General features: G+C 39.8%; 8 protein-coding genes and 1 pseudogene. 7 read left to right on the top strand and 2 right to left on the bottom strand.

The window, feature by feature from the left end; genetic code table 11:
* Nucleotides 1-89: 89 nt before the first annotated feature.
* Nucleotides 90-1,646: a polysaccharide biosynthesis protein gene (locus tag HMPREF9200_RS07530; protein ID WP_009354131.1), complete on the bottom strand. Its 1,557-nt coding sequence runs from the start codon at nt 1,644-1,646 to the stop codon at nt 90-92.
* 199 nt (nt 1,647-1,845) lie between these two features.
* On the opposite strand from HMPREF9200_RS07530, the gene fba reads away from it, so the two are divergent.
* Nucleotides 1,846-2,775, top strand: coding sequence for a class II fructose-1,6-bisphosphate aldolase (fba, locus tag HMPREF9200_RS07525; RefSeq protein ID WP_009354139.1), 930 nt, complete (start codon nt 1,846-1,848; stop codon nt 2,773-2,775).
* Nucleotides 2,776-2,824: 49 nt separating this feature from the next.
* Here the strand turns inward: fba and HMPREF9200_RS07520 are convergent, their stop codons facing one another.
* Complete coding sequence (locus tag HMPREF9200_RS07520; protein WP_009354143.1) at nt 2,825-3,688, bottom strand: RluA family pseudouridine synthase; 864 nt, start codon at nt 3,686-3,688, stop codon at nt 2,825-2,827.
* A gap of 296 nt (nt 3,689-3,984) precedes the next feature.
* Between HMPREF9200_RS07520 and HMPREF9200_RS07515 the strand changes: the two are divergent.
* The 6 genes and pseudogenes from HMPREF9200_RS07515 to HMPREF9200_RS07490 form a co-directional block, all read left to right on the top strand.
* Nucleotides 3,985-7,433, top strand: a pseudogene (locus HMPREF9200_RS07515) (pyruvate carboxylase).
* Nucleotides 7,434-7,691: 258 nt separating this feature from the next.
* Nucleotides 7,692-8,885, top strand: a complete 1,194-nt coding sequence (locus HMPREF9200_RS07510; protein ID WP_009354129.1) for a PLP-dependent aminotransferase family protein — start codon at nt 7,692-7,694, stop codon at nt 8,883-8,885.
* 255 nt (nt 8,886-9,140) lie between these two features.
* On the top strand, nt 9,141-9,965 hold the full coding sequence (locus tag HMPREF9200_RS07505; RefSeq protein WP_009354132.1) for an Mrp/NBP35 family ATP-binding protein: 825 nt from the start codon (nt 9,141-9,143) through the stop codon (nt 9,963-9,965).
* A gap of 56 nt (nt 9,966-10,021) precedes the next feature.
* The gene (locus tag HMPREF9200_RS07500) at nt 10,022-11,335 is read left to right on the top strand and encodes a M18 family aminopeptidase (protein WP_009354122.1); all 1,314 of its coding nucleotides are present in this window, start codon (nt 10,022-10,024) and stop codon (nt 11,333-11,335) included.
* Between the two features lies 1 nt (nt 11,336).
* Nucleotides 11,337-11,894: a hypothetical protein gene (locus tag HMPREF9200_RS07495; protein ID WP_009354134.1), complete on the top strand. Its 558-nt coding sequence runs from the start codon at nt 11,337-11,339 to the stop codon at nt 11,892-11,894.
* Nucleotides 11,895-12,020: 126 nt separating this feature from the next.
* On the top strand, nt 12,021-14,052 hold a 2,032-nt coding region (locus HMPREF9200_RS07490), incomplete at its 3' end, for an insulinase family protein (protein WP_009354127.1).

Raw genomic sequence — 14,052 nt, 5'->3', positions numbered from 1 at the left:
ATATAAATGATAGTAGCAGTTAGCAATATATCTATAAAAAATACCCTTGAAAGTGATCCTTCAAGGGTATATTAATATATTTTTGTTAATTATCTAAAGAATCGTCCCACAACAGGTAATCGAGCTCCATCGTTTTTATTTAAACCTTTCAGCACAATCATGATAGCTACATAGATAAGTGCACCTATGATAGCGGTGATCATAATGTTAAAGAAGGTAGGAATATTTCCTTGTAAGATCGGATAGAAATAGTACATGGCCACGCCCATGATAGAGGCGGAGATAATATTTTTTCCTAACAAGATAAGGTCGATAAAGTATCCTGTGTGACGATGAATCCAGATAAGATTCAATAGAGCAGCAAAACCAATATCGGCTACAGTGGCGTAAGCAGCACCGCCAATACCTAAGGCAGGGATAGCTGTTAACTCCCAGTTTAAGATGACTTTTACAATGGCTGCGATTCCCATGTTGATGACAGGAATACGTGGTTTTCCTAAACCTTGCAAGATACCTGTCGTCACCTGGTGAAGACCTAAAAAGAAGATGGCCCACGCTAAGATTTGCGTTGCTTCTGCTGCACGTGGTGCGTTATAAATAGTGGATACTACTGGTTCTGCCAAAACGTATAGCATCACCGTGAAAGGAATCGTTGCTACGAAGGTTAACCGCATAGAACCTGCCGTGCGATAGTAGACTTGTTTTATATCTTTAATGGATACAGCATTGGAAACAGCTGGCACAATGCTCGTGGCAATGGCCGCCGTAATGATGGTTGCCAAGTTGATAAGAGGCACCGCCATGCCTGATAAATATCCGTATAGCTCTGTAGCTTCATGGAGCGGATACCCGATATCGATTAATCGCCGTGGGATAATCGCTACATCTAACATGGCTACAATAGGCAGCATCATGCTGGCTAAAGCAATAGGAATAGACAAGTTGATTAAACGACGAATGATAGACTTAGAACTTTCAGGTGGTTCTGTAGTTATCATTGGTTCGTCTAATTGTTTTGGTAGGCGATAGTAATAGTACATGAGTACCACTAAGGCGCCGACCGCTCCGATACCAGCGCCTAGGCTAGCCCCACCGGCAGCTACATCTAATCCATAGGGGAGTAAGATGTATGCGGCTCCAAGCATGACCACTACACGCAGTAATTGTTCTACAATTTGGCTAATCGCCGTAGGAGTCATCATTTGCCATCCTTGTAGGTAGCCTCGATAACAAGAAATGAGAGTGACGAAGAAGACTGCTGGTGATAGAGCAATTAAAGAATAGTAGGCTCTTGGGTCTGTAATGAAATTAATGTCAATAAGCCATTGGGCAGAACCGTAGACGGCAATACTGAACAATAGGCCGAGGACAAATAGCATTTTAAAAGAAATGGAAAAAACCTTCTGGGCTCCTAATACATCATATTTTGCTAATTTTTCCGCGGTCATAATGGAAATGGCAATAGGGATTCCTGCACTAGATAGCTGCAGAGCCAATAAGTACGCTGGAAATGCCATTTGGTAGATACCGATACCTTCACCACTGAGAACACGGGATAAAAAAATCCAGTTCAAGCTACCAATAGCTTTTACCACAAACCCCGCAATCGTCAAGATGAGTGTACCTTGTAAAAATCGATTAACCATGATATCTCCTATACTGAAAGATTCGATTGAATCTATGAAAGACTTACTTTTAATTGTACCATAGAATCAGTACTCTCTCAATAAGATTGACTACATTTGAGAACATAGATTTTTCTTGAATCGCTCTAGTAGATACGGTATAATAACTATATATAGTCATTAATAATGTATTTAATTATATACTACAAGGAGGCCCATTATGCCATTAGTATCTACAAAAGAGATGTTTGAAAAAGCCTATGCTGGCGGCTATGCAATTGGTGCGTTCAATGTAAACGACATGGAAATTATCCAAGGTATTGTGGATGCGGCGAAAGTGGAGCAAGCACCATTGATTTTGCAAGTTTCTGCAGGAGCACGTAAATATGCAAAACCTGTGTACTTAACAAAACTGGTGGAAGCCGCTTTAATTGATACAGACCTTCCTATTGCTTTGCATTTGGATCATGGTGATGATTTTGAAATTTGTAAAGACTGCATCGATAGCGGATTTACTTCTGTTATGATTGATGGCTCTAAACATCCTTTTGAAAAAAATGTAGAATTGACAGCTCGTGTAGTGGAATATGCTCATAAACATGGCGTTGTAGTAGAAGGTGAGTTAGGTCGTTTAGCAGGTGTGGAAGATGACGTAAACGTTAGCGAGAAAGATGCGTTGTTTACCGATCCAGTGGAAGCCGCTGAATTCGTTCGTTTAACTGGCGTTGATTCCTTGGCGATTGCTATCGGTACAAGCCATGGTGCTTATAAATTTAAAGGCACTCCATACTTAGATTTTGGTCGTTTACAACGAGTAGGCGAATTATTACCGAACTTCCCAATCGTATTGCATGGGGCATCTTCTGTACCACAAGCATTCGTAGAAAAATGTAACTCTTTTGGTGGTGCTATCCCAGGCGCACAAGGGGTGCCTGAAGATATGCTTCGTAAAGCAGCCACAATGGCAGTGTGCAAAATTAACATCGACACAGACTTGCGCTTAGCTATGACTGCAAGCATTCGTGAAGTATTAGCAAACAATCCTGCTGAATTTGACCCTCGTAAATACTTGGGACCTGGCCGTGAGGCTATCCAAGCTATGGTGCAACATAAAATTAAAAATGTATTAGGTTGCAACAATAAAATTTAACTTGATTTGAGAAAAGCTGGCATGCTCTTAGAGTATGTCAGTTTTTTTGTTATGGAATTTTATTAAAATACTCTGGTAATGGTGCTTGCAATGTGATCCACTCTTGTGTCATAGGATGGATAAAATGTAGTTCTGTGGCATGGAGGCATTGTTTGGTTTGCCACGTTAAGGAGCCTCCGTATAAATCATCGCCTGCGAGTGGGTATCCTAAAGCACTAAGGTGGACTCTAATCTGGTGAGTTCGTCCTGTGTGCAGATAACAGCGCACATGAGTATGATGTGGATGTTGTCGAACTACAGTTATATCTGTATGGGCAGGTTGCCCTAGTGGATGAGCACAACGTTCAATAATGCTACCCTCTAAGCGAGCAATAGGGAAATGAATGGATAACTTACTGATAGGAATAATACCATCGGTTATAGCATCGTATACTTTTTGGATGCGTGAATGCTGCTTGGTGAAAGCATGTTGAACCAAGGCATTCTTAGCAATGATAACGAGACCAGAGGTGTCCTTATCTAGTCTATGGATGGGGTGAAAGCTAGCGTTCATACCTTGTTTTTCAAAGTATGCTAATACGCCGTTGGCAAGTGTGTGGTATCTTTCAGAGGAAGTAGGATGTATAAGCATGCCTGCAGGTTTATTGATGACCAGCAGATGGTTGTCCTCAAAGACAATGTCTAGGTCCATAGGGGTAGGGTCGATGTGTGATGTTTTAGTGAGGTGAACTTTTACGGAATCACCTGGATGTAGTAAGGTATCCCAAGTGGCGGTTTTGTCATTCACAAGGAACGAGCCTTCACGACGAAGACGGCGACGCATAGCTTGTGATACTTTTTGCTCTCGGATAGCTTGATTCATGGAGCATGGAGCATGATCTAATGAAAGTGTGAAATATAAAATAGGTTGCATAGATGTCCTTGTAGTTGAGTAAATTATATATGTATCCAAATGTAGATTATATAATTTATCATATCATAGAAAGTGATAATATGGTCAATGATTACAAAAAATATATACATACTCTGTCGTATAGATAAAAGTCGTATATCGGCTTTTTTTATGTTCATATAATTCTTTTAGGAACTTTACCAATAACCACTGTTTATATCTAGCTAATTTCAACGTTTAGGAGTATAATGAGGTATACAAATGTCTATTCCTAATGGTAGTAATACTGGAATATGCAAAGTTGAGGAGGGATTATGATGAAACAAATACGCTCGCTATTAGTAGCAAACCGTGGTGAAATTGCTATTCGTGTACTTCGTGCATGTAACGAAATGGGCATTCGCACAGTGGCTATTTACTCTAACGAAGATGCACTTTCATTACATCGCAATCAAGCCGATGAATCTTATTTAGTAGGGGAAGGTAAAAAACCTGTAGATGCATACTTAGATATTGAAGATATTATTCGTATTGCGAAGGAACATGACGTAGATGCGATCCATCCAGGGTATGGCTTCTTATCTGAAAATGCACATTTTGCACAACGTTGTGAAGAAGAAGGGATTACGTTCATCGGTCCTAAAGTAGAACATTTAGTGATGTTCGGTGACAAAGTAAATGCTCGTATTCAAGCCAAAAAAGCAGATATACCGATGATTCCTGGCAGTGATGGTCCATTGAAAGACTTTGCAGAATTAGAAGCATTTGCTGAGAAATATGGCTATCCATTGATGATCAAAGCCGTGAATGGCGGTGGTGGTCGTGGTATGCGTGAAGTAACAAAATATGAAGAACTTCGCGATGCTTATGATCGTGCAAAATCTGAAGCAAAAATGGCTTTTGGCGATGATGATGTGTACGTAGAAAAATTAATTGTAGAGCCAAAACATATCGAAGTCCAAATCATCGGTGATGAACATGGCAATATCGTACATTTACATGAACGGGATTGTTCTATCCAACGTCGACATCAAAAAGTAGTAGAAGTGGCGCCAGCCTTTGCTTTATCCCGTGATTTGCGTGACCGTATTTGTGCAGCCGCTGTGAAAATCATGAAACATGTGAACTATGTCAGCGCTGGTACGGTAGAATTCTTGGTAACCGCAGATGGAAACTTCTATTTCATTGAAGTCAACCCTCGAATCCAAGTAGAACATACAGTGACAGAAATGATCACAGGCATCGATATTGTACATACGCAAATTCGCATTGCCGAAGGTCATGCATTGCACAGTGAAGCGGTAGCCATTCCTGCACAAGAAAATATTCGTTGTGAAGGCGTAGCTATCCAATGTCGTATTACTACAGAAGATCCAAACAATAATTTCATGCCAGATACAGGTAAATTAATTACGTACCGTAGCTCTGGTGGTTTTGGTATTCGTTTAGATGGTGGTAATGCTTTCACCGGTGCAGTTATTACACCATATTATGATTCCTTGCTAGTAAAAGCTACATCTTGGGCGTTGTCCACAGAAGAAGCTATCCGTAAAATGTTGCGTTGCTTGCGGGAGTTCCGTATTCGTGGTGTAAAAACGAATGTGCACTTCTTGGTGAATGTATTAGAACATGAAGTGTTCCAATCTGGGGATTACAATGTTCATTTTATTGACGAACATCCAGAATTGTTCAACTTAAAAAAGATAAAGATAGAGGTACAAAGCTTCTTCGCTACATCGCTGATGTAACTGTCAATGGTTACAATGGACATAAAGAAGAAGTACCAACATTTGACCCTCTCATTATGCCATCTAATGTGCCAGGTGCACCAGCAGCAGGTACAAAACAAAAATTGGATGAATTAGGACCAGAAAAATTCTCTAAATGGATTCAAGAACAACCAAAAGTATTGTTTACAGATACCACATGGCGTGATGCGCATCAATCCTTGTTTGCGACTCGTTTGCGTACTGCAGACATGGCTCGTGTGGCCGGTCGTGTTGCGAAGGGATTGCCTAATTTGTTCTCCTTAGAATGTTGGGGCGGTGCAACGTTTGATGTGGCGTATCGTTTCTTGCATGAAGATCCATGGGAACGGTTGCGCATGTTCCGTGAACAAGTGCCAAACATCTTGTTACAAATGTTACTTCGTGGCTCTAATGCCGTAGGATACACAAGCTATGCGGATAATGTGGTGCGTGAATTTATCCGATTGGCTGGCAAAAATGGTATCGATGTATTCCGTATTTTCGACAGCTTAAATAGCTTAGATAATATGAAAGTTGCTATCGATGAAGTTCGTAATCAAGGTAAAGTAGCAGAAGTGGCTTTATGCTACACAGGAGATATATTAGATCCTCGCCGTGATAAATATAACTTGGCATATTATGTCAATATGGGTAAAGAACTGGCAGCAGCAGGGGCTAATATTTTAGCTATCAAAGATATGGCTGGTTTATTAAAACCTCAAGCAGCGTATAACTTAGTAAGCGCATTAAAAGATGCCGTAGACTTACCAATTCACTTACATACCCATGAAGGTTCTGGCAATGCTATATACTCCTATGGTCGTGCGGTAGATGCAGGAGTAGATATTATCGACTTAGCATATTCTGCTTTTGCCAATGGTACAAGTCAACCTAGCATGAGCTCTATGTACTATGGCTTGACTGGACATGATCGTCAACCAACTATGAATGTAGCCTATATGGAAGAAGCATCCAACTACTTTGGTTCTATTCGTCCATACTACAAAGGAGTAGATCATACATCTTCGTATCCAAATACAACGGTATACCAACATGAAATGCCTGGTGGACAGTATTCAAACTTACAACAACAAGCGAAAAGTGTGGGTCTTGGAGAGCGTTGGGAAGACATTAAACGTGTGTATCATGAAGTGAGTATGCTATTTGGTGATATCATCAAAGTAACGCCATCTTCTAAAATTGTTGGGGATATGACTTTGTTCATGGTTCAAAATAATTTGACAGAACAAGATATCTACGACAAAGGGGATACATTGGACTTCCCACAATCTGTGGTGGAATTCTTCAAAGGCTACATTGGTACTCCATATTTGGGATTCCCTGAACGGTTACAACAAATTGTCTTAAAAGGTGAAAAACCATTGGATGGTCGCCCTGGTGCTATGTTGCCATCAGTTGACTTTGAAGCGGTTCGTAAAGAACTAGCAGAGAAAGGAGCAGGTACTACAGATGAAGATGTGATTGCTCACTGCTTATATTCCAAGGTATTTGCTGATTATAGCACGTTCAAACATGACTATTCTGATGTGAGTGTACTTGACACACCAACCTTCTTCTTTGGTATGAAACGCGGTGAAAGCGTAGAAGTGACTATCGAACAAGGTAAAACATTGGTGATTAAATACATTCAAATGAGTGAAGCTGATGAAGATGGTACACGTCATGTGTTGTTTGAATTAAACGGTCAACCTAGAACGATTAAAGTTCATGACAAACACATTAAAACAACAGGTGTAGTGCGTCATAAAGTGGATCCAACCAAACCTGGTGAGGTAGGTGCTACTTTATCCGGTTCTGTGGTGAAAATTGTGGCACAAGTGGGTCAAGCTGTGAAAAAAGGTGATGCCCTTGTAGTGACAGAAGCGATGAAGATGGAGACTACTATTACAGCGCCAGTATCTGGTGTGGTAGGTGTCATCCATGTTCGTGAAGGTAGCCGTATTGAAAGTGGCGATTGCTTGTTAACTATTGAAGAACAAGCGCATGTAGCAAACTAGATGATACGATTTATATTGTCTCAGTATGTCAGATATATGCCAAGTTATGGTATAAATTATGATGTAGGCTATAGTATATAACATGCAAAAACAGGAGCAACTCTGTTGCTCCTGTTTATCATATCTGAGAGGGATATGGTGTAACTATCAGTTATATACGCGTATCCTATACATAGTTTTTTTATTATATATTTGATGTTTTATGATTGTATAGCTATAGTATTGAAATAAATAAGAAATATAAAAGGAGTGATTCTTATGGCATTTGTATTGCCAGAACGGTCTATTAGCAAAGGACCTAATTTCATTCGAGATGTGTTTGAACGGGGCGCAGGGATTCCTGGATTTATTAGTTTTGGGATAGGAAATCCAGCTGGTGAAGTGGTGCCAGTAGCGGAAATTCAAGCTGCCTTTGACTACATTGTACATACGAATCCATTAGAGATTTTACAATATGGTCCTATGCAAGGAGATGCGAAGTTAGCAGAGCAAACATTGCATCGTTTGGTACATGTGCATCATATGCCTACCCAAAACCAACAGTTGTTATTGTCCATCGGGGCAGGCCAAGATTTAGGGTTAGTACCTCGCACAGTGTGTGATGCTGGCGATGAAGTGTACATGGATGCCTATACGTTCACCAGTGCGATTAATGCGGTACGTAGTGTGGGAGCCAAAGCGGTAGGCATTCCTACCGATGGGGATGGTATGATTCCAGAAGCCCTAGAAAAAGCGGCAAAATCTGGAAAAGGTAAATATATCTATCTGATTCCTAACTTTCAAAACCCTACAGGTATTACTATGCCTTTAGAACGAAGAAAAGCCATTTATGAAATTGCAAAAGCTTATGATTTGTTCATTTACGAAGATGATCCGTATGGAGAAATTCGCTTTGGCGGTGAGCGAGTGCCTACTTTCAAAGAAATGGATACGGATAATCGTGTGCTCTATGCAGGGTCCTATTCTAAAACGATTTCTGCAGGATTGCGAGTTGGTTTTTTGTATGGTCCAAGCGAAGTAATCCAAGCTATCCAAGTGATGAAGAACAATTGTGATGGTCAAATGCCATTAGTCACACAACGTGTAGTGAGTCATTTGTTAGAACATATCGATTATGATGAGCAAATCCAAAAGGTATGTAAGGTGTATCAAGAAAAATGCCATGTTATGTTAGATACATTTCGTCAATACGGTAGTTCTAAAGTACATTTAACAGAACCTACGGGAGGAATGTTTATATGGATGACCTTGCCAGACCATGTGGACTGTGACGCTTTCTTTGAAGAGGCCATTGCGCGAAAAGTAGGCATTGTGAAAAGTGGAGCTTTTGCTGCTGATGGCGTTCCCTATGGACAACACTTCCGTTTAAGCTATACTGTGCCATCTCTTGAAGACATCCGCAAAGGGATGCAAATTATTGGAGAATTGACACGTGAGTATTGTGGGGACTAAGTATTTCCACTGCACATGTATTTTATAAAGATGAATTACGAGCGCAACATATATAAGGTAATTGTTTTGGTTACTTATGACTATGTTGCGCTTATCTTATATGAGAGTGTTACAAAATTTTTATATCCTATGATATAATAGGAATATACCTATAGATATATAGGATATACCATGCATTCACAGGTGTGAATGGCAGTACTTATATTGGTAAAGAAAGTTCTAAGGGCTTTCAGACATATAGAAAGAAGGTTTATAATGGCATGTGGAGATAACGGTGGTTGCGGCGGTTGCGCATCTTCTAGCGGATGTGGCACGCAACAACCAGTAGATTTGACAGTAAAAACAAATGATAGAAGTCATGTGAAAAAGGTCATCGGCATTGTATCCGGTAAGGGCGGTGTTGGTAAATCTTTGGTCACAAGTTTGATGGCAGTGAGTCAATCTCGTAAAGGCAAATCTGTAGGGATTCTTGATGGAGATATTACAGGTCCATCCATTCCAAAAGTATTTGGTTTGAAAGACAAAGTGCGTAGCGATGATGGTAAATTGATGTATCCTATCGTGTCTAAAAATGGCGTGAAAGTGATGTCTGTGAATTTGCTATTAGATGATGAATCGGATCCAGTCCTTTGGAGAGGTCCTGTGGTAGGTAATGTGGTAAAACAATTCTTCTCCGATACAGTATGGGGCGATGTAGATTACTTGTTCGTGGATATGCCTCCAGGAACAGGAGACGTAGCCATGACAGTATTCCAATCCTTACCATTGGACGGTATTATCGTGGTTACATCCCCTCAAGATTTAGTATCTATGATTGTGGAAAAAGCTGTAAAAATGGCGGATATGATGCAAGTACCTATTATTGGTGTAGTGGAAAACTTTGCTTATTTCCATTGCCCAGATAATGGAAAAGATTATAAAATCTTTGGTGAAAGTCACATTGATGAAGTATTGAAAAAATACAATTTATTGTTACTAGGCCGACTACCAATTGATCCTAAAGTAGCAGAGTTGTGTGATGCCGGTGAGATTGAAACCATAACAACAACAAATTTAGAATCAGTAGGCTTACCAGAGTAAGCGTGGACAATACCATAGTGTACGTTGTACCTATGGTATTTTTCATAGGAGGAACTATGTGTGAACAGAATAAAGTCGCAACTATGTATGCTGACTTTTTTGATTATATTGAAAGCTCTACCTCACCGTATCATACGGTGGAGGAGTCTTATCGTCGCTTAGAGGAACAAGGTTTTACACCTTTATCGATGGACGAAGAATGGAATTTGGTGGCAGGGGATTATGTCATTGATGTATATGGTACTACTTTAGTGGCAGTCCATATTGGAGAACATCCAAGAGAGACATTACGGATTGCCTCTGCTCATACAGACTTTCCTGGATTCCGGGTGAAGCCTAATGCCATGATTACGGACAAAGGGTATGGTAAGCTGAATGTAGAAAGTTATGGTGGATTAATTCAATATACTTGGTTCGATCGACCTCTTTCTCTGGCTGGTGTGGTAGTGACAAAAGGAAAAGGGTTAGACCTAGAGACACATTACGTAGATATAGCAAAGCCGGTGGCTACTATCCCTAGCTTAGCGATTCATATGAATCGACAAGTTAATGAAAAGGCTGTGTTTAACAAGCAAAAAGAGATGTTACCACTCATTTTAATGCGTGGCCTTGGCACGGAGTACGAAGACGACAAAACTTTATTAAAAGCCTTATTAGCCGAAGAAATTGGCTGTGAACCAGCAGATATTTTATCGTATGAGTTGACCGTGTATAATACGGATACAGTGGAAACCGTTGGCTTTGATGCGGAATATATCAGTGCACCACGATTAGATAATCTTACATCCTGTTATGCTTGCTTACAAGGAATTGTAAGTGCCAAAGAACAACATGCTACAGGGATTCGTATGGCATTTCTATTTGACCACGAAGAGGTGGGAAGTCGTACAAAACAAGGAGGAGCCTCCTTGTTATTACCAAATGTAGTACGCCGTGTGTACCGTGCTTTAGGATTCTCAGAAGAAGCTTGTGAGGCGGATATTGCCAAAGGGTTCATGATTTCTTCTGATGTGGCTCATGGATATCATCCTAATTATGGCGAGAAAAATGATATTACAAATTACCCAACTTTGAATGGTGGCGTAGTTTTAAAAATAGCTAGCTCTCAATCCTATGCGGGAGATGCGGTGGCACAAGCGATTGTGACCGATTTATGTGAGACTCATGGCATTAAGCATCAAATTTATGTGAATCGATCGGATATTCCAGGAGGCTCTACAGTAGGCTCTATTTCTTCAGCGCAATTAGTGATGCGAACTATGGATGTAGGTTTACCACTGTTGGCCATGCATTCCGCACGTGAGTTGATGGGTACCTATGACCAAATTGAGTTAAATCGATTATTAACTGTATTTTTAGGGGAGGTATAATATGGTTTCTATGATGGCAATTTTTGTAGCTTTAGTATTGAATCGAATTTCTACACCCTTTCAACGTATGTTTTATGAACAATCGACGGTGAAGGAACAGCAAAAAGAAGAAGTTACAAAAGCATTACAATTGTTGGGTATGATTGTTGTTGCTGTGTATGGTGTGACTGGGAATATTACATTGTTAGGAATTGATGGAGTCACCATTGTACAAACTATTTGTGCTATTGCATTAGGTATGGCCCTAGTACAAGTGTTAGAAATTGTATCGGTATCTCATTTGCGCCCTATTTTAGAAGGGCAACAAGTACCTAAGAATGTATATGATCGTTGGATTTGGGATACTATTTTCATCGTAGGTTTGTTGGCAGCGCATGTACGGTATGGCTTAGAATTTTCCTATATGATTCTTGCTTGGTTATTGTATATTCTGATTCCTTATGGAGTGACACGATATAATATGAGTCATGGCATTGCTTTTGGGATTGGTAGAAAAGCGTATAAATGGGGAACTGTCATTTGGATTTTTGCCGGTCTTATCCATTTGTTTGTATTATGATTCTCAGTGAGAACATGATATAATTAGTTAGCATTATGACAAAATGTTATACACATATATAACAACGGTCAGAACTAGTTTACTAGGGATGGCCGTTGCATGTTTAGTAGATAGAAAAGAGGTATTATGAAGTTAGATACAGTCTATGCAGGCTTTCGTGTGGAGCGAATTGAACCTGTTCAAGAGGTGAATGGCACAGCCTACATGCTTAAGCATGAGCAATCTGGTGCTCGTTTGTTATACATAGATACGGAAGATACAAATAAAGTATTTCATGTAGCATTCCGTACACCCCCTCATGATAGCACAGGGGTAGCTCATATTCTGGAACATTCTGTGCTGTGTGGTTCTCGCAAATTTCCTTTAAAAGAGCCCTTTGTTGAACTAGTAAAAGGCTCTTTGAACACATTCTTAAATGCTATGACATACTCTGATAAAACAGTGTATCCAGTAGCAAGTAAGAATGATGCAGACTTTCATAATTTGATGGATGTCTATTTGGATGCCGTGTTCTATCCTCGTGTAGCTAAGGATCCGATGATCGTTATGCAAGAGGGATGGCATTATGAATTGGAATCTCCAGAAGATCCACTGACCTATAAAGGCGTTGTCTATAACGAGATGAAAGGGGTTTATTCCTCACCTGACTCTCAATTAGATCATTATAAGATGAAATTGTTATATCCTGATACTACCTATGGGCATGATTCTGGTGGATATCCTGACAATATTACGGATTTGACCTATGAAAACTTTAAAGCTTTCTACGATTCTTATTACCATCCGTCCAATAGCTATATCTATTTATATGGAGATATGAATATTGAAGAAACCTTAGCATTTATCGATGGGGAATATTTGTCAAACTTCCAGGCTATTGACGTAGATTCTAGCATTGCCATGCAAGCTCCTTTATCTGAACCAGTGGTGGCATCTTTCCCATATGGTATTGGTAATGATGAAAGTGATAAGGGCAAAGCCATTCATTCCTTAACCTATGTATTCCCAGAAATGTCATTTACTCAAAGCTTAGCTTTTGAAGTGTTGAATCATGCCTTATTTACATCTGGCTCAGCGCCGTTGAAAGAAGCTTTAGTGAAAGCAAATATTGGTAGTGATGTAAGTGGCGCTTACATGGATGGGATTCGTCAGCCATTATTTGAAATTAGTGTCACAGGTTCTGAAATAGAAAAACAAGCACAGTTGCAAGAAGTGGTGGAAAATACATTACGCCAATTAGTAGATGCAGGTTTAGATAAGGAATTGTTAGAGGCATCCTTAAATCGTATTGAGTTCATTTTGCGGGAAGCTGATTTTGGAGGGCGTCCAATTGGTCTTGCGTACGGCTTACGAGTGATGGATAATTGGTTATATGATAAAGATCCTATTGAATTGTTACAATATGAACCAGTATTGAAAGCACTTCGTGAAGGATTATCTACCGATTTCTATGAAAACTTATTGCGTACCTATATTTTAGATAACACGCATAAAGGCTTAGTTTCTCTGTATCCAGAAAAAGGTTTGCAAGAGAAAAAAGAACAAGAAGAGACTGCTAAACTAGCGGCTATTAAATCAAATATGAGTGAAGAAGAAATAGCCCATATTATTGATCAAACAGCAAAATTAAAAGAAATGCAACAAGCCGTAGATTCTGAAGAAGCACTGGCAACAATTCCTTTATTAGAATTGTCCGATATTTCTCCTGTAGTAGAAGTAACACCACGTCGTGAAATTGACCATAAAGGTATTCATGTGCATCACATTGATGTACCAGCTCGTGGCATTAACTATGTTAGCTTGTATTTCAATATGGAATCCTTGCGAGAAGATGAATTATTCTATGCAGAGCTATTGTCAGATGTATTAGGCCGACTAGATACAGAACGTTTTACCTATGCAGAGATAGCAAAAGAAATAAATCTACATTTAGGCGGCTATACCATGGATGTATTGCCAGTCTCTATCCATAATGAACGTGATGCATTTGTACCATTAGCGGTTGTTCGTAGTAAGGCGTTAGCATCTAACATTGGTCATTTAACATCCCTACTTGGAGAAATTGTAGGACGCACAAAGTTTGATAGTCAAGAACGTCTTGTAGAATTATTAAAAGAAGGAAAGGCCATCTGGGATACAGAAGCATTCCGTCGTGGTA

The organism is Veillonella sp. oral taxon 780 str. F0422, from assembly GCF_000221605.1.
Classification (GTDB): Bacteria; Bacillota; Negativicutes; order Veillonellales; family Veillonellaceae; genus F0422.
The sequence above is the reverse complement of the archived record's forward strand: the minus strand, read 5'-3'. Positions and strand labels throughout refer to the sequence as shown.